This window comes from Bradyrhizobium sp. LCT2, from assembly GCF_009931255.1.
GTDB classification, from domain to species: domain Bacteria; phylum Pseudomonadota; class Alphaproteobacteria; order Rhizobiales; family Xanthobacteraceae; genus Bradyrhizobium; species Bradyrhizobium diazoefficiens.
In genome coordinates this window covers 6,857,115-6,875,989 of record NZ_CP034432.1, presented here as the reverse complement: position 1 = coordinate 6,875,989, position 18,875 = coordinate 6,857,115, and the positions used below count along the sequence as shown (strand labels likewise).

The 18,875-nt window shown below is 65.0% G+C and carries 18 protein-coding genes; 7 read left to right on the top strand and 11 right to left on the bottom strand.

Annotated elements, in window-relative coordinates; translation table 11 throughout:
- Position 1: 1 nt before the first annotated feature.
- The 7 genes from EI171_RS32760 to EI171_RS32730 form a co-directional block, all read right to left on the bottom strand.
- On the bottom strand, positions 2-466 hold the full coding sequence (locus tag EI171_RS32760) for a GFA family protein (protein WP_011085839.1): 465 nt from the start codon (positions 464-466) through the stop codon (positions 2-4).
- On the bottom strand, positions 463-2,334 hold the full coding sequence (locus EI171_RS32755; RefSeq protein ID WP_161535782.1) for a methylmalonyl-CoA mutase family protein: 1,872 nt from the start codon (positions 2,332-2,334) through the stop codon (positions 463-465). The genes EI171_RS32760 and EI171_RS32755 overlap by 4 nt, the downstream gene beginning before the upstream one ends.
- Positions 2,335-2,415: 81 nt before the next feature.
- The gene (gene folK / locus EI171_RS32750) at positions 2,416-2,907 is read right to left on the bottom strand and encodes a 2-amino-4-hydroxy-6-hydroxymethyldihydropteridine diphosphokinase (protein ID WP_161535781.1); all 492 of its coding nucleotides are present in this window, start codon (positions 2,905-2,907) and stop codon (positions 2,416-2,418) included.
- A 1-nt stretch (position 2,908) separates the two neighbouring features.
- On the bottom strand, positions 2,909-3,277 hold the full coding sequence (gene folB / locus EI171_RS32745; protein ID WP_027544155.1) for a dihydroneopterin aldolase: 369 nt from the start codon (positions 3,275-3,277) through the stop codon (positions 2,909-2,911).
- Positions 3,274-4,134, bottom strand: coding sequence for a dihydropteroate synthase (folP, locus tag EI171_RS32740; protein WP_028172291.1), 861 nt, complete (start codon positions 4,132-4,134; stop codon positions 3,274-3,276). The genes folB and folP overlap by 4 nt, the downstream gene beginning before the upstream one ends.
- A gap of 276 nt (positions 4,135-4,410) precedes the next feature.
- Positions 4,411-4,818 carry a DUF4332 domain-containing protein gene (locus tag EI171_RS32735; RefSeq protein WP_011085844.1) on the bottom strand — a complete coding sequence of 136 codons (408 nt, stop codon included), beginning with the start codon at positions 4,816-4,818 and terminating at the stop codon, positions 4,411-4,413.
- 24 nt (positions 4,819-4,842) lie between these two features.
- The gene (locus tag EI171_RS32730; protein WP_011085845.1) at positions 4,843-5,208 is read right to left on the bottom strand and encodes a hypothetical protein; all 366 of its coding nucleotides are present in this window, start codon (positions 5,206-5,208) and stop codon (positions 4,843-4,845) included.
- A 347-nt stretch (positions 5,209-5,555) separates the two neighbouring features.
- Between EI171_RS32730 and EI171_RS32725 the strand changes: the two genes are divergently transcribed.
- The 3 genes from EI171_RS32725 (at position 5,556) to EI171_RS32715 (ending at position 10,068) form a co-directional block, all read left to right on the top strand.
- Positions 5,556-7,175, top strand: a complete 1,620-nt coding sequence (locus EI171_RS32725) for a helicase HerA-like domain-containing protein (protein WP_161535780.1) — start codon at positions 5,556-5,558, stop codon at positions 7,173-7,175.
- Between the two features lie 132 nt (positions 7,176-7,307).
- Positions 7,308-8,636 (top strand): glycosyltransferase family 87 protein, encoded by a 1,329-nt coding sequence (locus EI171_RS32720; protein WP_161535779.1) that lies wholly within the window; start codon positions 7,308-7,310, stop codon positions 8,634-8,636.
- A 37-nt stretch (positions 8,637-8,673) separates the two neighbouring features.
- The gene (locus tag EI171_RS32715) at positions 8,674-10,068 is read left to right on the top strand and encodes a M20/M25/M40 family metallo-hydrolase (RefSeq protein WP_161535778.1); all 1,395 of its coding nucleotides are present in this window, start codon (positions 8,674-8,676) and stop codon (positions 10,066-10,068) included.
- A gap of 302 nt (positions 10,069-10,370) precedes the next feature.
- On the opposite strand, the gene EI171_RS32710 is transcribed toward EI171_RS32715, so the two are convergent.
- The gene (locus EI171_RS32710; RefSeq protein WP_011085849.1) at positions 10,371-11,150 is read right to left on the bottom strand and encodes a class II aldolase/adducin family protein; all 780 of its coding nucleotides are present in this window, start codon (positions 11,148-11,150) and stop codon (positions 10,371-10,373) included.
- Positions 11,151-11,333: 183 nt separating this feature from the next.
- Positions 11,334-12,983, bottom strand: coding sequence for a glycosyltransferase family 39 protein (locus tag EI171_RS32705; protein ID WP_161535777.1), 1,650 nt, complete (start codon positions 12,981-12,983; stop codon positions 11,334-11,336).
- A 307-nt stretch (positions 12,984-13,290) separates the two neighbouring features.
- Between EI171_RS32705 and EI171_RS32700 the strand changes: the two genes are divergently transcribed.
- Entirely contained in the window at positions 13,291-14,154 is an 864-nt protein-coding gene (locus tag EI171_RS32700; RefSeq protein WP_161535776.1) for a DUF308 domain-containing protein, read from the top strand.
- Positions 14,155-14,311: 157 nt separating this feature from the next.
- Positions 14,312-14,728: a MucR family transcriptional regulator gene (locus EI171_RS32695; protein WP_011085852.1), complete on the top strand. Its 417-nt coding sequence runs from the start codon at positions 14,312-14,314 to the stop codon at positions 14,726-14,728.
- Positions 14,729-14,862: 134 nt separating this feature from the next.
- Here the strand turns inward: EI171_RS32695 and EI171_RS32690 are convergent, their stop codons facing one another.
- Positions 14,863-15,291: a SufE family protein gene (locus EI171_RS32690; RefSeq protein ID WP_011085853.1), complete on the bottom strand. Its 429-nt coding sequence runs from the start codon at positions 15,289-15,291 to the stop codon at positions 14,863-14,865.
- A 68-nt stretch (positions 15,292-15,359) separates the two neighbouring features.
- On the bottom strand, positions 15,360-15,794 hold the full coding sequence (locus EI171_RS32685; RefSeq protein WP_028172286.1) for a DUF5330 domain-containing protein: 435 nt from the start codon (positions 15,792-15,794) through the stop codon (positions 15,360-15,362).
- Between the two features lie 389 nt (positions 15,795-16,183).
- Between EI171_RS32685 and EI171_RS32680 the strand changes: the two genes are divergently transcribed.
- The gene (locus EI171_RS32680) at positions 16,184-18,076 is read left to right on the top strand and encodes an ATP-binding protein (protein WP_202633037.1); all 1,893 of its coding nucleotides are present in this window, start codon (positions 16,184-16,186) and stop codon (positions 18,074-18,076) included.
- Complete coding sequence (locus EI171_RS32675) at positions 18,069-18,815, top strand: peptidoglycan-binding domain-containing protein (protein ID WP_161535774.1); 747 nt, start codon at positions 18,069-18,071, stop codon at positions 18,813-18,815. The genes EI171_RS32680 and EI171_RS32675 overlap by 8 nt, the downstream gene beginning before the upstream one ends.
- Positions 18,816-18,875: the final 60 nt, after the last annotated feature.

Here is an 18,875-nt window from a genome sequence, read left to right as displayed (position 1 = left end):
CTCAATCATGGTCCGGATGCTGATGGCTGACGATTGTCGCCATCTTCTCCGGCCCGTAATTCTGTTGCGTGGTCTGGCTCGGCAAATTGGCGATCCCGACCACCCAGCCGAGGCGGGATTCGGTTCCATATTGCCGTGTCGGCACCACGTGATCCGGACGATCGAACGTACCGGTCATGATCTCGATGCGCGGGCCGTCGATGCGGCGGAAGCTCAGCGGCGTGCCGCAGGCGGCGCAGAAATCGCGCATCGCGATGGACGAGGAGCGGAACGCAGAGGGCGTGCCCTTGGTCCAGGCGAAATCACCCTTCTCGATGTCGGCGTAGGAGGCGAACGGCGCACCGGTCGCCTTCTGGCACATCCGGCAATGACAGATGCTGATCTTCGCCGGCGCTGCCAAGACCGCAAAGCGGATGGCGCCGCATTGGCAGCCGCCGGTGAGAACTGGTTTGCCTGGCTCGGTCATGCCTGCTCCATCCGTCGATAGGCGTCTTGCAGCGTGGCAAGCGCATCGCCCCCGGCGAAGACAAAACCCGTGACGCCGGCGGCCCGTAAACCTGCCTCGGCCTCGGTCGGGCGGCCTGCCAAATAGATATGTCTGGTGCCTGCGGTTTGCAGGGCCTTCGCCGCGGCTTCGGCGTGTTCCGCATAGACCTTGTCGCTGGAACAAAGGCAGGCAAGCTCTGCACCCGACGCCTTGAAGGCGGCCGCCAGCTTGGCCGGATCGGCAAAGCCCTCGCTGTCGACGGCCTGGATGCCGCCGGCCTCGAAGAAGCTTTTCGCAAAGGTCGCGCGTGCCGTGAAATCGGCGGGCGTGCCGAGATTGGCCAGGAACACCTTTGGCCGCGCGCCGCGCGCCTTCAACGCCGCGTCGGATTTGTCGCGCAGCGCTTCGAACGGTTCCGACAGCCGGATCGGCGGCAGCGCGTCGAACTTGTATTTCTGTTCGCCGTAGGGTGCGAGCGCGACCGGCGTCGCCTTCAGCACCGCCGTCTCGCGCTCATGCAGGTTCGGAAACTCGCTCGCGCCGGTCAGGACGTCGCGGCGTTTTGCAATGTTGGCATCGCGCGCTTTGCGGGCGGCCGCGACCATGCTCTGAAACAGGCCCTGCTGAAGCGCGGCAAAGGCGCCGCCGGCCTTCTCGCTCTCCTGGAACAGCGCCCAGGCCGCCTCGCAAAGCTGCGCCGTGAGCGTCTCGATGCCGCCTGCGCCCGCCGCGGGATCGCTGACCTTGGCGAGGTTGCTCTCCTCCAGCAGCAGCAGTTGCGTGTTGCGCGCCACGCGCCGCGCGAACGGATCGGGTAGTCCGAGCGCCAGCGTGTGCGGCAGCACCGTGATCGCGTTGGCGCCGGCAAGCCCCGCCGCGAACGTCGCCATGGTCGCGCGCAGCATGTTCACATAGGGGTCGCGCTGCGTCAGCATGCGCCAGGCCGTATCGGCGGCGATGAACAACGGCTTCGGCGTCAGTCCGCATGCCGTCTCGATGCGCGCCCACAAGAGCCGCAGCGCGCGGAATTTTGCCATGGTCAGGAACTGGTCGGCGTCCGCGGCGAGCCGCGCATAGACCATGCCCTGCGCGGCTTCCAGCGGAACGCCGGCGCCTTCGATCGCGCGAAGATAGGCGACGCCACAGGCGAGCACGAAGGCGAGCTCCTGCACTTCCGAGCCGCCGGCATCGTGGATCACGCGTCCGTCGGCGGACGCAAACGGCCCCTTGAAGCCGAGCGCGGCGAGGCCCTTGATGCCGCCGGTGAGGGCAGGAGCGATCTCCTCCCAGGTGTAAGGGCTGTGGCCCCACGCCGCGCAGGCGGCGAGCGGATCGAGACCGAAGCGGATGTCGCAGGCCGCGGGATCGAGGCCCTTGCTCTTTACATATTCCGCGACATGGATCGCGGCCATCCGCGATTGCGGACCGATTTGAAGCTCGATGCCGATGCCGGCATCGAGATGAATGTCCTTCAAGACCTTTGCGACCGCGTCGGCTGTCGGTTCCAGGCCGAAACCGTGGGCGCCATTGCCACCGGCGAACACCAGCGCGAGCCCGGTCGCGCCATTCTCCAGATCCTGCAAGGCCTGCGCGTTCGCGGCCGCCGCGTCGGGATGGTCGATCCGCTGCATGATCTGCCACGGCGCGGCAGCAGCCCGCCCGACCACGGGCGCAACGCCCCTGGCGCGCGGATAGAGCGGATCGATCTTCAGGCCGTCATAGGTCTTGCCGACCAGCTTCTCGAACGGCGCGCCCTTGAGCACGCCATCGACCAGCTTGCGCCAGTCTTCGACCGTTGCCTTGGGAAAATCCGCCGCCAGCGGCAGGTCGTCAGTCACGGAGGTCATGCGGCGAGGGGCTCCCGAAAATCTTGTTGTTCGCAAGCGAAATTGCCACGGCGGACCGTCCCTGCAAACGGTTGTTTTTGGTTAACCGGTATCCGGAAGCCGCTCAATGCCTTGCGTCGAGACGCTGGAAAGCCCGTCACGTACGCGAATGCCCGAGATCACGCGGTCGGGCGCGATCTCGGCCAGCGGCACCAGCACGAAGGCGCGCTCGAACAGACGCGGATGCGGCAAGGTCAGGTCGGGCTTCCGCAGCCTGACATCGTCATAGGCGATCATGTCGAGATCGAGCGTGCGCGGCCCCCAGGGCCGCTCCTTGGCCCGCGTACGGCCGAATTTCTGCTCGACCTTCTGCAGCACGAACAGCAGCGCGTGCGGATCGAGGCCGGTTTCGATCTCGATGCAGGCATTGATGAAGGGATCCTGCTCCTCATCGCCCCAGGGCGGCGTTGCATAGTCCGAGGAGCGCGCGATCAGCGCGGCCTGTGCCATGCCGCAGATGTGCGCGATCGCCTTGCCGAACGTCGCGCGGACATCGCCGACATTGCCGCCCAGTGCGATCAGCACGCTCGCCATATCAAGGGTGCCGCGAGCGCGTCAGCATGATGCCGACATCGTCGAAGATCGCCGCGATCGGCGCATGCGGCTTGTGCACGGTGATCTTCACGGCGCGGATGCGCGGGAAGTGCGACAGGATGGCGTCGGCCACCGCGCCGGCGGCGCGTTCCAAGAGCTTGTAATTGGTGTTCTTGAACGCCGCCGTCGTGGTCGCCACGACTTCGGCGTAGGACACCGTATCGGCGAGCCGGTCGGTGCGCGAAGGCTCCGACAGGTCGGTATAGAGCTCGAGATCAATCACGAAACGCTGGCCGACTTCGGTTTCGTGATCCATGACGCCGTGGCGAGCGTGGATCGACAGGCCGGTCACGAAGATCGTATCGGTCATTGCTTGCTCTCGATTGCGTTCGCGACCCGCAGGGCCTGCAAGGTCTCGGCGACGTCATGGGTCCGGATGATCCTGGCGCCGCGCTGCGCGGCGATGAGATGCGCCGCGATCGAGCCGGCGAGCCGCTCTTTCGGTTCCGACGGCGACACCGAGGCGATGAAGCGCTTGCGCGAGGCGCCGACCAGGATCGGCAGGCCGAACATGTCGAATTCGCGCAGCCGCGCCAGCGCGGTCATGCTCTGCTCGGCGGTCTTGCCGAAGCCGATGCCGGGATCGAGCACGATCTTGTCGCGTGCGATGCCGGCCTTGGCGGCGATATCCAGCGAGCGCAGGAAGAACGCCTTCATGTCCGCGATGATGTCGATGGCGGAATCAACGCTCTCGCGGTTGTGCATGACGATGACGGGGACGCCTCTGGCGGCCACCAGCGGCGCCATGCCGGCATCGCGTTGCAGGCCCCAGACGTCGTTGGCGATCGCCGCGCCCTGGTCGAGCGCGAAGGCCACCACCTCCGCCTTCATGCTGTCGATCGAGACCGGCACGCCGAGCGCAACCACGCCCGATAGCACCGGCCTCAGCCGGGCAAGCTCGTCCTCGGCCGTGACGGCCTTGGCGCCCTTGTAGGGCCGGGTGGACTCCGCGCCGATGTCGATGATGTCGACGCCATCGGCGATCATTGCCCGGGCCCGTTCGAGCGCCAGGTCGGGCGCGATGAAATCGCCGCCGTCGGAGAAGGAATCCGGGGTGACGTTGAGCACGCCCATCACCGCCGGGAGTGGCCGTTCCAGCAGTGTCCGCAGCACGTCACGCCCGGCCGAGCCGGCCGGCGGGACGGAAGGGGATGGCAAGGCATTCATGCGCGTGGATGTGCGCGGTCGGGGAGGGGGAGTCAAGACGGGATTGGGGGCGATCCGGTCGCTCCGATCCGTTCCGGGGCCAGTGAGGGAACGATGCTCTTGCCCACGCTCCGTCATTGCGAGCGCAGCGAAGCAATCCAGAATCTTTCCGCGGCGGCAGTCTGAATTGCTTCGCTGCGCTCGCAATGACGTTGTTGAGACAGCCGTCCACTCTTACCCCCGGTGTCGTCCCGGCGAAGGTGTGGCTTCAGCGCTCGTATGCAGTGAGCAGCAGGCCTAATACGTGATCTTCGGCGGCAGCTTCTTGGCCTTGGCGATGATGTCGCCGACCGATTTCTCCGAGGGCAGGATGCGGAGGAGCTTCTTCTTCTCGTTGGCTTCGCGCATGCTCTGGGCGAGTCTTGCCGGATTCCGATAGGCGAGCTCGCGCACGGTGGTGACGCCGGCGGCACGGACCAGGCCGACCTTGGCACGGCCCATCCCGGGAATGCGCATGTAGTCGGAGACGTTGGCCCATTCCAGAAGCTGCTGCTCGCTGATGCCGGTCTTGGCGGACAGCGCCTTGCGGCCCTTCACGGTTGAGGCCGCCTCGAGCAGCGCGTCCGTCGTGCGGATTCCTTGCGCCTTCAACTTGTTGGCGGCAAAGGCCGGCAGGCCCTCAATCTCGGAAATCGGATATGTCATGATGCTCGATATGAAAAGCGTAGCTCAGGCAAATTGGCTGAGGCCCGGCGTCCCTGCGATGATCTTGCCCATCTGATCCGCTCCGATTTTGTCTCGGCCGAAGCGAAAAAGTTCACGGGCAATGGTCTGAATCTCGGACATGCCAAGTCCCAAGCCCATCAGGCGCGTGCCAACCGCCATCAGGCCGCCGCCCATCAGCCGCGACAGTCCGCCACCGCTTTTGGACGCCTCGATCGCCGCTTCCGCGCCGGGAATATGATTGATCAGGGCTTCGACGTTCTCGGAAGGGCCTTCGTTGCGAAGGAAGCCCAGGATAATGCCGACCGTCTTTTCAGCGACAGCACTATCTATGCTGGCGTTCGTCGCCAGCCGCCCGATCAGCTCGTCCATATGGCCTGCCCCTCAGCCGGTTCACATGCCGGAGTATTGTTTTCAAAATGATCTTGAGCCGGTGTGGTGTGAAATACAAGCTATGAACGGAGGCGAACATGCGATTCAGCTTAGAACGCGCGAAAAGTGTTGCAGCGATGCAAGAGCGGAGACGAAATCAGCAGTAAATTACCGCGGTGCGAACGCGCAGTTCCTACTTTCGGCGGATGTCGTGCACTTGTTTTCCGACAATGTCGCATGATCAGGTCGCGTTGAACGGTTTCAATCGGCGCGCGACATGCGTTAAACTACGGAACTGGCATTTGAGTTTCAATACGCGAAATACGGCAGACGGATCAGAGAGAATAATGACCGCACAGAACAGCAAGCTCGGCGACACCGACGACAAGATCTTCGTCGGCAAGGGAGACGAGCAGGCATGGCTGACGCTGGCGCTCGCCAATCGCCACGGCCTCGTCACAGGTGCAACCGGAACCGGCAAGACGGTATCGCTGCAAGTCATGGCAGAGGGATTTGCGCGCGCCGGTGTTCCGGTCTTCGCGGCCGACATCAAGGGCGACCTCTCCGGCATCTCCGAGGTCGGCGTGCCCGCGGACTTCATCGTCAAGCGCGCCACCGAGATGGGGCTGACGTTCCAGCCCGACCAGTTCTCGACGGTGTTCTGGGATGTGTTCGGTGAGCAGGGCCACCCGGTGCGGGCGACCGTCACCGAGATGGGGCCGCTTCTGCTCGCGCGCATGCTCGACCTCAACGACGTGCAGGAGGGCGTGCTCAACGTCGCCTTCCGTGTCGCCGACGACAACGGCCTTGTCCTGATCGACATGAAGGATCTGCGGGCGTTGCTCGATGCCATCGTGCCCGACAGCAGCAAGAAGGGGCCGGACGCCGCCGACGATCCGCTTGCCGACATCCGCAAGGCCGCCCAGGGATTTGGCAACGTCACCAAGGCCACCGTCGGCACCATCCAGCGCCAGCTCCTGGTGCTGGAGAACCAGGGCGCCACCAAGTTCTTCGGCGAGCCGGCGCTGACGCTGAAGGACTTCATGAGGACCGACCGCGACGGCCGCGGCATGGTCAACATCCTCGTCGCCGACAAGCTGCTCCAGAGCCCGCGGCTTTACGCGACATTCCTGTTGTGGATGCTGTCGGAGCTGTTCGAGGAGCTGCCTGAGGCCGGCGACCTGCCGAAGCCGAAGCTGGTGTTCTTCTTCGACGAGGCGCATCTGCTGTTCAACGACGCGCCCAAGGCGCTGATGGACAAGATCGAGCAGGTGGTCCGCCTGATCCGCTCCAAGGGCGTCGGCGTCTACTTCGTGACGCAGAACCCGATCGACGTGCCCGACCGCGTGCTCGGTCAGCTCGGTAACCGGGTGCAGCACGCGTTGCGCGCCTTCACCCCGCGCGACCAGAAGGCGGTCGCTGCCGCGGCCCAGACCTTCCGGCCCAACCCGAAGCTCGACACCGCCAAGGTGATCATGGAGCTCGGCAAGGGCGAAGCGCTTGTGTCCTTCCTCGAAGGCAACGGCACGCCGGCGATGGTCGAGCGGGTGATGATCCGGCCGCCATCGGCCCGGATCGGATCGATCACGCCGGAAGAGCGCAAGGCGATCATGGATGCGAGCCCGGTGAAGGGCAAATACGACACCGCCGTTGATGAAGAGTCCGCCTACGAGATGATCCAGAAGCGCATCGCCGGCACCGCGGCGACGGCGGATGCTCCGGCGGGCGGAGGCGGCGGCATCCTCGGCCAGATCGGCTCGATCGTCGGCACCATCTTCGGCACCAATGTCAAGCGCGGCCGCCTGTCGGCCGGCCAGGTCATTGCGCGCGACGTGACGCGATCGGTGACCAACCAGGTGATCGGAGGGATGGCCGCCAATCTCGGCAAGTCGGTCGGCGGCCAGCTCGGCGGCTCGATCGGCCGCACCTTGGTCCGCGGCGCGCTCGGCGGCTTGCTGCGTCGGTAGGCAGAAAGCCCGATTGGAGGCAATCCGCGCGCTGGCGCGGCCGCCTCGTCACGGGTACAATTTCAGGTGAGGTGCTCTCCAACCGTTCGTCGGTCTGCTACGTGCTATGTCGACGCTGGACTGGACCCTATTGTGACCTCAACCGACCCGCTAGCCAAACCTGATGCGCCGAGACGCCTGTCGCTGCGCGCGCCGCTGGACCTGCTCTTCCTCTTTTGCTGCTTCATCCTGATCGCGGACGTCCTCGGCCCGGAGATTTTCGGCCACGGCAAGACCAAGGACTATGCGCTTTGGTATTGGGCCGGGCAGCAGGTGCTGCATGGTGGCTCGCTCTATCCGAGCGACTTCCGTTATCCGTTCGAATTCATCTATCCACCCCTGCCGGCGATCCTGCTGGCGATCCCGAGCTGGTTCGGCAAGATCCCGCTCTACATCGTGCTGTCGGTCCTGAATGCGCTGGCGTGGTGGTACACCGGGACACTCTCCAATGTCATGACCGGCTCGGGCCGCAAGCCCGGCCCCTGGTTGGAGGCACTGCCCGCCTTCGTCACCGTGACCTTCGTGTTCGACATGTTCGATCTCGGCCAGCCGAACCTCGTCCTGCTGGCGATGATGCTCTACGGTTTTTGGTGCTTGCAGCATCAGCGCGTCTGGCTCGCGGGCTTGATGTTCGCGCTCGCCACCGCCATCAAGGTGTTTCCGATTGCGGTGCTGCCCTATCTGGTCTGGCGGCGGAAGTGGGCGGCTGCCGTCGCTACGGTCGCCTTCACCGGCATCCTTCTCTATGTTGTGCCGGCGCCCATTCGCGGCTTCGAGCGCAACGCGGCCGAGCTTGCGACCTGGTATCAGGGCATGGTCGGGGCGAGCTCGGAAAAGGGCTTTGGCCAGCGCGACGAGCAGAACTGGTCGTGGGTCAACCAATCCATCATTGCCGTCACGCACCGCCTGGTTCGTCCGATCAACTACAATCAGGAGGATCCCAGCAAGCCGCCGCGCACGATGAATATCATCGACGTCGATTACAGGACGGCGAACTGGATCGTGCTCGCGCTGTCGGCGTTGCTCGGGCTCGGCTTCGTCGCGGTCATGCCGCCGCAACGGCTTCGAACGGCGCGCTCGGATGCCGAGGAGCTCGGCATTCTGTTCTGCCTGATGACGGTGGCATCGCCCCTGGCGCGGCAATACTACTTCATGTGGCTGTTCTTCCCGATGACGGTGCTGATGCATCGCGCCGCCTTCGACGAGCGGGCGAATGTGCGGCTGGGAACCTGGCTTGCCCTCGGCGCGGGCGGATGTCTCATGCTGCTGGCACTGCCGTGGTTTCCCAATGCCTTCCAGGCCTGGGGCAACAACCTCCTCGCCACCGCCATCCTCGCGGGGAGCCTCGCATGGCACATCCGGCATCCGCCGGTTACGGCTGGCTCCGGCGCCGCGGCAGCGCTAAAACCCAAGACCTCTTGAGAAGCCATCTTGAGACTCGAAAGTCAGGAATCCGACCATGGCCAATGCCCAGCTTCAATCCGTGCTCGACCACATCGACAAGGATTTCGACAACAGCCTTGAGCGCCTGTTCTCGCTGTTGCGGATCAAGTCGATCTCGGCGGATCCGGCCTTTGCCAACGACTGCAAGGCCGCGGCCGAGCATCTCGCCAAGGATATCGCGAGCCTGGGTGTCGCCACCGAAGTGAGGCCGACCGCCGGCCATCCCGCCATCGTCGGCAAGACCGGAGCGGGCGGGCGGCCGCATGTGATCTTCTATGGCCATTACGACGTGCAGCCGGTCGATCCGCTGGACCTCTGGCACCGTCCGCCGTTCGAGCCTGCCGTCACCGATCATGCCGATGGCCGCAAGATCATCGTCGCCCGCGGCGCCGAGGACGACAAGGGCCAGGTAATGACCTTCGTCGAGGCCTGCCGCGCCTGGAAGAAGGTGACGGGCTCGCTGCCGATCGACGTCACCTTCCTGATCGAAGGCGAGGAGGAGGTCGGCTCGAAGAATTTCGTGCCTTTCATCGAGGCCAACAAGGACGAGTTCAAAGCCGATTACGTGCTGGTCTGCGACACCGGCATGTGGGACCGCAACACGCCGGCGATCACGACGTCGCTGCGCGGCCTGTTCTATGAAGAGCTGAAGATCACCGCCGCCAATCGCGATTTGCATTCCGGCGTGTTCGGCGGCAGCGCGATGAACCCGATCCGGGTGCTCACGAAAATTCTCGGTGGGCTGTTCGACGACGATAACCGCATCACCATCCCCGGCTTTTATGACGGGGTGAAGGACCTGCCGCCTGATATCCTGGAGCAGTGGAAGAAGCTCAACCTGACGCCGGAGATGTTCCTGAAGCCGATCGGCCTGTCGATCCCGGCCGGCGAGAAGGGCCGGCTCCTGATCGAGCAGGCCTCCTCGCGTCCGACCTGCGACGTCAACGGCATCTGGGGCGGCTATATCGGCGAGGGCTCCAAGACGGTGATCCCGTCGCATGCGTCCGCCAAGGTCTCGTTCCGTCTGGTCGAGGGACAGGACCCCGCAAAGATCCGTAAGGCCTTCCGCGACTACGTGACGGCACGGCTTCCGGGCGACTGCAAGGTCGAGTTCGGCGACCATTCCGCCGCGCCCGCGGTCGCGCTCGACTGGAACATGAAGCCGCTCGCCGCCGCCAGCAAGGCGCTGACCGAGGAATGGGGCAAGGAGACCGTGCTGATGGGCTCGGGCGCCTCGATCCCGATCGTCGCCGACTTCAAGCGCACGCTGGGACTGGACTCGCTGCTGGTCGGCTTCGGCTTGGATGACGACAACATCCACTCGCCGAACGAGAAGTACGACCTCCGCAGCTTCCAGAAGGGCATCCGCTCCTGGGCGCGCATCCTCGCCGCGCTGGCCGAGGTGAAGTAGCACACGGTGCCGTAGGGTGGGCAAAGGCGCGCTCTTCGCGCGCCGCGCCCACCATCTCTCCGCGATTGCGATCGAAGGGGTGGGCACGCTTCGCTTTGCCCACCCTACGAAATCTCTATCTTCGTCATTGCGAGCGAAGCAATCCAGAATCCCTCCGCGGAAACAGTCTGGATTGCTTCGTCGCAAGAGCTCCTCGCAATGACAGCGGGGCCAAATAAAAACGCCGCCCGGAATTGGGCGGCGTTTCATTCCAGAACGTGCAGAGGTAGTTGAGAGCTACCTTACACGAAATCCCGAAAATCTCAAGACCGATAGCCCGGCAGCTCGCGGTCGAGCTTGCGCAGCAGGGGCGGCCAGACGAGGTTGGTCGCACGCAGCTCGGCGCGGTCGCGGTTGGCGAGCAGCTCGGTGTTCTTCTCGATCGCAATCTCCTCGACCGGATAGACCGGCGTGCCGAGCGCGCGCGTGCGCACCTGCATCGAGCAGGCGCGCTCGAGGTGATACATGCGCTCGAAGGCCGAGGCGACCGAGCGGCCGACCGTCAGCGTACCGTGGTTGCGCAGGAGCATGTGGTTGTGGTCGCCGAGGTCCTTCTGCAGCCGCGGCCGCTCGTCGTGGTCGAGCGCGATGCCTTCATAGTCGTGATAGGCAAGGTCGTGGGTGACGAGCTGGGCGGTCTGGTTCAGCGGCAGCAGCCCTTCGGCGCTGCTCGACACCGCGGTGCCGTCGAGGGTGTGGAGATGCAGCACGCAGATCGCGTCCTCGCGCACCTCGTGGATCGCCGAATGGATGGTGAAGCCGGCCGGGTTGATGCTGTACTCGCTCTCGGAGAGCTGGTTGCCGTGCAGGTCGACCTTGACGAGGCTCGAGGCCGTGATCTCGTCGAACATCAGCCCGTAGGGGTTGATGAGGAAGTGATGCTCGGGGCCGGGCACGCGGGCGGAGATGTGGGTGTCGACCAGATCGTCCCAGCCGTACAGCGAGACGAGGCGATAGCAGGCGGCGAGGTTGACCCGTTGCTGCCACTCGGCCTCCGTCATGTTCGACGGCACTTCCTTCAGGCGCGCTTCCGCTGGTGACATGGCAAATCTCTCCGAACCTCGTTGTTGCGGAGCGAGAGCCTAGTCTCGGGTGAGGTCGGCGGCAAGGCGCTCAAAGCGCGGCAGTTCAGCGTCGCCCGCATGGAGTGCGCGTTTGAGGTTCCGGATTTCAGAACCGTCCGACGCGACGTTTCGTCTACGCGGCCGTCCGATCGGACAATGATCTTACGGTGCCGGGATCGAGAGCAGGCTGGAAATGCTGCTGCCGCGGATGTCGTAGACGCGGGCGAACACCACGTCGTCGCGCTTGATCTCGACCATGACGGGCGCGGTCAGGCCCTTGCAGTAGAACTCGCCGAGCGTCATGGCGAAATCGGCGGCATTGGAGTCCCAGCCGATGGTGAAGTCGGGCCCGAGCGCGACCTGCGCCGGACGCTGCGGACCGCATACCGCGACCTTCCATTTGCGGTTGCGCGGCGGCACTTCCTGGCGCTCGACCAGCTGCTCGCGCAGCTCGTCGGAGGCCTGCTTCAGCGCGAGGCCCCAATAGTCCAGCATGAAGCGGTCGTCGGCGGCGCGCACCGTGCCGGCGATGTGGTTGAAGTGGGTGTATTGATAGGGATGCAGCCGGATCATCTCGGCGAGCGGGAGCGCGAGGCCAAAGCAGAAGGTGGCGAGCACGACCGGCTGCCAGGTGCGGTGGTTGGCGCGCAGGCGCTCCATGGTCCAGGCGAAGGCGACGCCGCCGAGCACTGCCATCGGCGGGATCACGAAGACGAAATGGCGGATGCCGTTGTACAGCGCGGGCCGCTTCACCATCGCGATCGCGAGCGGCAGGGTCGCGGCGAGCGTCAGCATCAGCAGGATGGTCTTGCGGCGGGCCGGAACCTCGCCGCGCGGCAGCAGCGCGAAGGTGCTGACCACGGCGCCGGTCATCAGCACCAGCATCACCTCGGGCAACTGAAGCGCGAACAGCGTCGGCAGATAGGACCAGGGCATGTCGGGGACCGACACGATCGCGCCGTCGAACATCTCCTTCCAGGGCTTCTCGAAGAAGTGCGAGAAGTAGGTCAGCGCCTCGAAGGGATTGCCGGGCTCCATGATCGACCACGGCCAGATCAGGCCCATCACGAGATAGCCGAACACAAGGCCGGGCAGCAGCAGGTAGACGACATGGGCGAAGCGGCGGGCCGCCTCGCGAACGCCTTCGGTGCGCAGTTCCTCCAGGAACAGCGGGATGAAGCCGATCACGGCGTAGACCAGCGCAAGCCCGCCGAGGATGCGGCAGCCGATCGACAGGCCGGCACCTAAGCCGACGATCAGGATCGTGCGCGGCGAAGGCTGCGGATATTCCTCCGCGAGCCGGACGAGGCCCAGCATCAGGATGATCATGGCGACCGCGAAGGGCGCGTCCTTCGGGTTCATGAACATGTGGCCGTAGAAGATCGGGCAGAGCGCGAGCAGAAGCAGCGCAGCGAGGCCTGCGAGCGGCCCGCCGATGCGGCGGCCGAGCCGCCACGTCACGGCAAGCCCGATCACGCCGACGATCGCGCCGACCAGGCGGCGGGTCTCGAACAGCTCGAGCGGAATGACCTTGTGCAGGAGGGCCGCGACCATGTCGAAGCCGCCGCCATACATATAGAGGTTGGCGAAGGAGAGCGCCGCGGTGTCCTTGAAGCCGGAACCGAACATGCGCAGCAACAGATCGGCATATTCAGCGTGGGTGTAGTCGTCCCAGCCGAGCCCGTAATCGCGGAAGGTCAAGCCTGCGATGACGGCGACCGCGGCCAGCACCAGCATGGCGAGATCGTCGCAAGTCCGTTCGACCGAGCGCCGCAGAGGCGTGTCGATCGCCGAAGTCGTGATGGATGTCATGGCTATTGGTGACCCGGAATCCCCTCTCGGCCCTGCTGGTGCGCGCGGGCCTGCTCCCCGGACTCCGTATAGCGCAGTTCCATTACCAAGTAATTGGGCATTATGGCTAAATTCCTGATGCGACGCAGCAAATCCAGAAACTCAAGAGCATTCTAGCAGTAGCGATCCGTAGCTGAAGGGAATGTGAATAAGTCCCTGATTTCCTTCCCTTTAGGAACGCTGATCGCAATTCGTCGTTGGCGAGCAACACAGGAAGACGGTATCGTGGCGTGTGTCGCGTATGGATGCGCGGCCGGGGGTGAGTTCGATGACGTTGGCATTATTGATCGCGGGGATTGTCGCCGTCCTGGCGGGCCTCCTTGCGATCCTGTTTGGCTTCACCGTCAGGGAGTTCAGCCTCGGCAGTACCCTCATAATCTCGGGCACGATCGGCGTCTGCTCCGGAATGTTACTGGCGGGCCTCCATTTGGTGGTGCTGGAACTGAAGGGCATTGCCCGCCGGCTGGCCGGTGCCGCCGCACCGTCCGAAGTGCGCGTCAGGCCCGTGCTGCCGGGTCTCGCGCTGCCCGGCGCGCCTGCGCCCGAGCCTGCTCCGGCGATGCGCGCCGAGCCGACGGCCCCGCCATCGCCGGCCGCGCCGCCGCCATGGCAAGGCGAGGCACCGATGCGCGAGCGGCCGCGCGTCGAGCCGCCACCGGAGCCGGAACCTCCGGCGCCGCCCGCAGCTCCGGAAGCGCCGCGCCGGCGCAACCTGCTGTTCGCCTCGACCTCGCGAAAGGAACGCGAGCGTGCGGAGGCCAAGGCCACCGAGGGCCCGCCGCCGCATGCCGAGCCCGCGGCGCCTGCCGGCCCGGACACGCCGCCTGCAAGCTTCGACGACGCCTGGCCGAAGCCGGATCGTATGCGCCCGCCGGAACCGCCGGCCGCCTCGCGCCGCCCGCCACCGCGCTCGCCCTCGACCTTTGTCGAGGCTACCCCGCCGCCTGCACCCGAGCCGGAGTCGGAGCCGGCGGTCGAGCAGGCGCCCGTGACCGTGCTCAAATCCGGTGTCGTCGACGGCATGGCCTATTCGCTCTATTCCGACGGCTCGATCGAAGCGCAGATGCCGGAAGGCATGATGCGCTTTGCCTCGATCGACGAGTTGCGCGCGCATCTTGACCAGCGCTCCTGAGGACTGCCGGGGCCAAGTAAAGCGCCAGCTTTCTTGTCACTTCGCCAGTCATCAGCCCATAGTCGTCAGTCCTGTATTTTGGCCGAACGTATTGTTGACACGGAATACTTCGAAGTCGTCTCTCCCGTGAGACGCAAGGTGGAGAAAGGTCGGGCCCATGTCGGATGCCGGGGCTAAGAATTTCATTGAGCTGACAGCGAGCATCGTCTCGGCCTATCTCGGCAACAACCCGACGCCGGCCGCGGAGATCCCGAACCTGATCAGCCAGGTGCACGGCGCGCTGGTGCGGGTCTCGTCGGGCCGCGTCGAGGCGGCGCCGCTCGAGCCGGCCAAGCCGGCGGTGTCGCTGAAGAAGTCGATCGCGCCGGACTATCTGGTCTGCCTGGAAGACGGCAAGCGCTTCAAGTCGCTGAAGCGCCATCTGCGCACCCAGTACAACATGACGCCCGAGCAGTACCGCGAGAAATGGGGCCTGCCGGCCGACTATCCCATGGTCGCGCCGAACTACGCGGTGGCGCGCTCGCAATTGGCGAAGCAGATGGGTTTGGGACAGCAGCAGCGGAAGCGGAAGTAGAGCCGGCCTCGAATCTCGTAGGGTGGGCAAAGCGAAGCGTGCCCACCATCCGGCTCACAATTGTTGATAGATGGTGGGCACGGCGCAAGTGCGCCTTTGCCCACCCTACGCAGCGCTTCCCACCATGAGGATCTTCAGGTGGCTTCCGCCAGCGCCTCTTTCGCGTCGGTCTTGATGCGCTCGACCATCGAGCGCAGGCCGTTGGAGCGCTGCGGCGTCAGGTGATCGCGAAAGCCGAACTCGTCGAACACCGCGATCGCGTCGGTCGCGAGGATCTGCTGCGGCGTGCGGCCCGAATAGAGCGCGAGCACGATCGCGACCAGGCCGCGCACGATATGAGCGTCACTGTCGCCGCGATATTTCAGGATCGGCGCGCCGCCATCGCGCTCGACCAGCTTCTGGAGCCAGACCTGGCTGACGCAGCCATTCACCTTGTTGGCGGCCGAATGCTCGGCCTCGGGCATCGGTTCCAGGGTGCGGCCAAGCTCGATGACGTACCGGTAGCGGTCGTCCCACTCGTCCAGAATCTCGAAATTGTCCCTGATTTCGTCGATCGTCGTCATGCTGGCCTATCGTTCCCGTTCAACCCAATATAAGGACGCGAAGCCGTGAAATCGATAGGGTTTGGGGGCTAATTCGCGAGCCCCGGTCCGCGCCATTCCAGCGCGAGGTCGTCCTGGGTCAGGGTGTCGCGCGGCGCCTCGCTCGCAGCGGTGTCGCCTTCGCCGGCCAGCGTGATCGAGCCGGTGTGGTCGGGCGCCTTCTTGTCGCTCTTCTCGTTCTTCTCGTTGGTGATCTGCTCTTTCTTGTCGTTGATGATCTGATAGATCTTCTTCGCGCCGTCCTGGGCGCGCTGGCCAATGATCGACGCGGCCTGTCCGCCGACCTCGCAGGCCGCCGGCTGGCGCTTGCAGAACTGGGTCATGTCGGAGACGGCCGCGGTCGCAGCCTGCACCGCGTCGGCGGCGCCGATCTGTGGCAGCTTCTCCGATTCGGGCGTCTTGTCTCGCGGCAGGAGCACCAGCACCAGCCCGAGCCAGAATGTGATGCGGAGCAGAAAGCGCATCTTATCGACCTGTATGTTAGATCCCGCCGCGGCGATTTCCGCAGAGCGCGTCGGACCTAGCAACTCTCGATAAATCGCAAGTGATTGCCTTGAGCTTAATTCGCGGAATTTTTACGCAAAAAACTTCGAAAATGGCGGCCTCGTAAATTTTCCATTGATGCCGAGCCCCCGTGATCTTGCGGTCTTCCGCATCTACTAATTCGAAACCATGCCGGCCGGGGTGAAACCCTGTGTTCACCATCCTCGCCGAAGACGTCGTCAAATCGTCTAAAAAGCTCCGCGATGACACGCTGTCCGGCGCCGGGCCGTGCCGCCTTAGCACTCGTTTAAGGTCGCTCTGACACGGTGGCTCAACGACAAGGAGGCGTTCCGGCGCGTCTCTCCGACGAATGAGCCGAAGCGCGAGACCCGTGACAGTTTTGAGTATCATCCGCGATTGTCTCGATGCGCTGCTGCATCCCTCCGCGCGTTACGACGCGCTGACGCGAGCGCGCCATCGTGCCTTCATGGCGCCGCGCCTACTCGGCAGCCTGGCAGCGTTTGCCGCATTCCCGATCTATCTCGCCATGCGTGGCGCGCCGAGCGCGGTCGAGGTCGCGGCCTTTGCCTGGCTGATCGCGCCGATCATGTTGTCCTGGTTCCTGTCGCGCACCGGCCGCTACGAAGGCGCGCATGTGCTGTCGTCGCTGGCGCTCGCCGGCCTGATCATGGCGGTCGCAATCACGACCGGCGGCATCGAATCATTCGCCGCGGTGTGGCTGATCGTCGTTCCCCTCGAGGCTGCGCTGTCGGCCTCGCGCCGCGTCGCCGCCTTTGCCTCGCTGCTCGCGCTCTTCTGCGCGGGGATACTAATTTTCGTCGGCCAGCTCGGCTGGCTGCCGCTGGACGCGCCGGTTGCCGCGGAGCGTAGCCTGCTGATGGCGTTTGGCGTCGCCTCGGCCACCCTCTATGCTGCAGGCCTCGCTTTCGGCGCGGAGTCGCTCGCACGCACCGGCGTTGCGCTGCTGTCGCGTGAGGAGGAGCGTTATCGCCTGCTTGCGCGCAACATGAGCGACGTCATCTCGCGGCATCGGCGCAACGGCGCGGTGCAGTTCATCTCGCCGGCCGCCGAGGCCATGCTCGGAATGCCCGTCGCGCAGCTGCACGGCCACGGCCTGTTCGATCGCGTCCATGTCGCCGACCGGCCGGCCTATCTCACCGCTTTGTCCGATGCCGCGCGCGGTAATGTGCGCAGCGTCGAGTTCCGGCTGCGGCGGGAGCCGACCGGCTCGGAGCGCGGCCAGGTTGACTTCATCTGGGTCGAGATGCGCTGCCGGCCGCTCGACCAGGATCTCGGCCGCCAGGATATTGACCGTGATGTCGCACGCGAGACGGAGGTCGTCGCCGTGATGCGCGACGTCACCGATCGCAAGCTCTCCGAGCAGGCGCTCGATCAGGCCCGCAGCGCCGCCGAAGCGGCCGACGCCGCCAAGACGCGCTTCCTCGCCACCATGAGCCACGAGCTGCGCACGCCGCTCAACGCCATCATCGGCTTCTCCGACATGATCGCCCAGGAGCAGGCCCTGATGCTGGGTGCGGCCCAGCGCAAGGAATATGCCCAACTGATCAACGATTCCGGCCAGCATTTGCTGTCGGTCGTCAACGGCATCCTCGACATGTCCAAGATGGAATCGGGCAATTTCGAGATTGCGTCGGAGCCGTTCGCGCCGCGCGCCTCGCTCATGCATTGCTGCAATCTGCTGGCGCTGAAGGCGCGGGAGAACGGCATCGACCTCATCACCGACGCGCCGCAGGACCTGCCTGTCATGACCGGCGATCCCAGAGCCTTCAAGCAGATCGTGCTCAACCTCGTCGCCAACGCCATCAAGTTCACCGAGCGCGGCGGCCAGGTCTCCGTATCAGCCGCGGTGTCGGGGTCGCACCTCACGCTGCGTATCAGCGATACCGGCGTCGGCATCGCGCCCGACGACCTCAAGCGTATCGGTGCGCCGTTCTTCCAGGCCGGCAAGACCTATCAGCGCCGTCACGAAGGCACCGGACTCGGACTTTCGATCGTGAAGAGTCTTGTGGCGTTGCATCTCGGCGATTTGACGGTACAAAGCAGGCTCGGCGAGGGCACCGCCGTCACCGTCAAGCTGCCGCTGGTTTACACGTCGCCGCAAGCCAAGCCTGCCGATAGAATGCCGGCCGAGAGCAAGATCGCGACTTTGACGCCGGTGCCGCGCCAGGAACATCACGACCAACTTCAGGACCAACCTGCTCTGGTGAAGAAAAGTGCCTAAGAAGTCTGCAAAGGGCGAAGCTGCACCGCGCCGTCGTGGCGCCAAGGCTGCGGCTGTCGACATCGAGACCGAGCGCAACCTCGTGATGCGCGTGCTGCTGCACAGTCCCAAGGATACGCTGGCCGGCCTCGTCGCCGTTGCCGCCATCAGCGCGATCGTTGCCAATGCGCTGTTCCTCCAGACCGGAAGGCATCCGGCACCGATGTTCGGCACCGTGATCAACCTTCCCGCGCCGTCGTCCGTGCCGCTGTCGAACCCCTTGCCGCGTCCGCGCCCCGTCGGCGCCGATACTTCGCCGCTCGAGCCGAGAGCGACGGAGTTCCGCGCCGAGCCCAAGTCCGTAGAGCCCCGGCCTGTCGAGCCCAAGCCTGTCGAGAGAGTTGCCGAGAGGGCGCCGGAGAAGCCGGTCGAGGCGACCGCATCGACGCCGCGCTCGGCCAGCGATCCCATGACAAATCTGGTCAAGGCGACGACCTCGACGCCGCCGTCCATTGCTGTCGCGCGTCCGCCGGCACCGATCCCGGCGCAGCAGAGCCCGGCCGTACGGCGTATCGCCGGCGTGCAGCGCGCGCTGTCCGAATACGGCTACGGCAATTTGAAGGTCACGGGCGCGATGAGCGGCGAGACCCAGTCCGCGATCCAGAAATTCGAGCGCGAGCACAAGATGCAGGTCACCGGCCAGGTGTCCGATCGCCTGCTGCGCGAGCTCGCCGCCGCGATCGGCCATCCCGTCGAATAGCGACATTTGTCGTCGTCATTGACGCGGATCAATTGGCCGCGCGTGATCCGCAAGGGGATG

Coding starts and splice junctions, on each gene's coding strand:
- EI171_RS32760 (WP_011085839.1), bottom strand. CDS start 466: ATGACCGAGCCAGGCAAACCAGTTCTCACCGGCGGCTGCCAATGCGGC.
- EI171_RS32755 (WP_161535782.1), bottom strand. CDS start 2,334: ATGACCTCCGTGACTGACGACCTGCCGCTGGCGGCGGATTTTCCCAAG.
- folK (WP_161535781.1), bottom strand. CDS start 2,907: ATGGCGAGCGTGCTGATCGCACTGGGCGGCAATGTCGGCGATGTCCGC.
- folB (WP_027544155.1), bottom strand. CDS start 3,277: ATGACCGATACGATCTTCGTGACCGGCCTGTCGATCCACGCTCGCCAC.
- folP (WP_028172291.1), bottom strand. CDS start 4,134: ATGAATGCCTTGCCATCCCCTTCCGTCCCGCCGGCCGGCTCGGCCGGG.
- EI171_RS32735 (WP_011085844.1), bottom strand. CDS start 4,818: ATGACATATCCGATTTCCGAGATTGAGGGCCTGCCGGCCTTTGCCGCC.
- EI171_RS32730 (WP_011085845.1), bottom strand. CDS start 5,208: ATGGACGAGCTGATCGGGCGGCTGGCGACGAACGCCAGCATAGATAGT.
- EI171_RS32725 (WP_161535780.1), top strand. CDS start 5,556: ATGACCGCACAGAACAGCAAGCTCGGCGACACCGACGACAAGATCTTC.
- EI171_RS32715 (WP_161535778.1), top strand. CDS start 8,674: ATGGCCAATGCCCAGCTTCAATCCGTGCTCGACCACATCGACAAGGAT.
- EI171_RS32710 (WP_011085849.1), bottom strand. CDS start 11,150: ATGTCACCAGCGGAAGCGCGCCTGAAGGAAGTGCCGTCGAACATGACG.
- EI171_RS32705 (WP_161535777.1), bottom strand. CDS start 12,983: ATGACATCCATCACGACTTCGGCGATCGACACGCCTCTGCGGCGCTCG.
- EI171_RS32700 (WP_161535776.1), top strand. CDS start 13,291: ATGACGTTGGCATTATTGATCGCGGGGATTGTCGCCGTCCTGGCGGGC.
- EI171_RS32695 (WP_011085852.1), top strand. CDS start 14,312: ATGTCGGATGCCGGGGCTAAGAATTTCATTGAGCTGACAGCGAGCATC.
- EI171_RS32690 (WP_011085853.1), bottom strand. CDS start 15,291: ATGACGACGATCGACGAAATCAGGGACAATTTCGAGATTCTGGACGAG.
- EI171_RS32685 (WP_028172286.1), bottom strand. CDS start 15,794: ATGCGCTTTCTGCTCCGCATCACATTCTGGCTCGGGCTGGTGCTGGTG.
- EI171_RS32680 (WP_202633037.1), top strand. CDS start 16,184: ATGAGCCGAAGCGCGAGACCCGTGACAGTTTTGAGTATCATCCGCGAT.